The organism is Escherichia sp. Lx600-2 (genome assembly GCF_036662595.1).
Classification (GTDB): Bacteria; Pseudomonadota; Gammaproteobacteria; order Enterobacterales; family Enterobacteriaceae; genus Escherichia; species Escherichia coli.
Genome location: NZ_JAYQWM010000233.1, coordinates 1 through 1,252 on the forward strand (window position 1 = coordinate 1; position 1,252 = coordinate 1,252).

At 49.3% G+C, this 1,252-nt stretch carries 2 tRNA genes and 2 rRNA genes; all 4 read right to left on the bottom strand.

From position 1 onward, the window contains the following. Positions 1–731: ribosomal RNA gene (locus tag OQV04_RS24705) — 23S ribosomal RNA — on the bottom strand; the annotation flags it as partial. A 183-nt stretch (positions 732–914) separates the two neighbouring features. Next, positions 915–990, bottom strand: a tRNA-Ala gene (locus OQV04_RS24710). A 42-nt stretch (positions 991–1,032) separates the two neighbouring features. Next, a tRNA-Ile gene (locus tag OQV04_RS24715) sits at positions 1,033–1,109 on the bottom strand. A gap of 68 nt (positions 1,110–1,177) precedes the next feature. Beyond that, positions 1,178–1,252, bottom strand: a 16S ribosomal RNA gene (locus OQV04_RS24720); the annotation flags it as partial.

Consider the following 1,252-nt stretch of genomic DNA (forward strand, 5'->3'; position numbering starts at 1 on the left):
GTCCTCCAGTTAGTGTTACCCAACCTTCAACCTGCCCATGGCTAGATCACCGGGTTTCGGGTCTATACCCTGCAACTTAACGCCCAGTTAAGACTCGGTTTCCCTTCGGCTCCCCTATTCGGTTAACCTTGCTACAGAATATAAGTCGCTGACCCATTATACAAAAGGTACGCAGTCACCCCATAAAAGAGGCTCCCACTGCTTGTACGTACACGGTTTCAGGTTCTTTTTCACTCCCCTCGCCGGGGTTCTTTTCGCCTTTCCCTCACGGTACTGGTTCACTATCGGTCAGTCAGGAGTATTTAGCCTTGGAGGATGGTCCCCCCATATTCAGACAGGATACCACGTGTCCCGCCCTACTCATCGAGCTCACAATATGTGCATTTTTGTGTACGGGGCTGTCACCCTGTATCGCGCGCCTTTCCAGACGCTTCCACTAACACACACACTGATTCAGGCTCTGGGCTGCTCCCCGTTCGCTCGCCGCTACTGGGGGAATCTCGGTTGATTTCTTTTCCTCGGGGTACTTAGATGTTTCAGTTCCCCCGGTTCGCCTCATTAACCTATGGATTCAGTTAATGATAGTGTGTCGAAACACACTGGGTTTCCCCATTCGGAAATCGCCGGTTATAACGGTTCATATCACCTTACCGACGCTTATCGCAGATTAGCACGTCCTTCATCGCCTCTGACTGCCAGGGCATCCACCGTGTACGCTTAGTCGCTTAACCTCACAACCCGAAGATGTTTCTTGCGACTCATCATCGTGTTGCGAAAATTTGAGAGACTCACGAACAACTCTCGTTGTTCAGTGTTTCAATTTTCAGCTTGATCCAGATTTTTAAAGAGCAAAACTTCGCAGTGAACCTTTGCAGGTACACTCTGAAGTATTTTTTATTTAATCACTACAGAGATGGTGGAGCTATGCGGGATCGAACCGCAGACCTCCTGCGTGCAAAGCAGGCGCTCTCCCAGCTGAGCTATAGCCCCATAACATGTAGTTAAAACCTCTTCAAATTTGCCGTGCAAATTTGGTAGGCCTGAGTGGACTTGAACCACCGACCTCACCCTTATCAGGGGTGCGCTCTAACCACCTGAGCTACAAGCCTGTAGAGGTTTTACTGCTCATTTTCATCAGACAATCTGTGTGAGCACTACAAAGAACGCTTCTTTAAGGTAAGGAGGTGATCCAACCGCAGGTTCCCCTACGGTTACCTTGTTACGACTTCACCCCAGTCATGAATCACAAAGT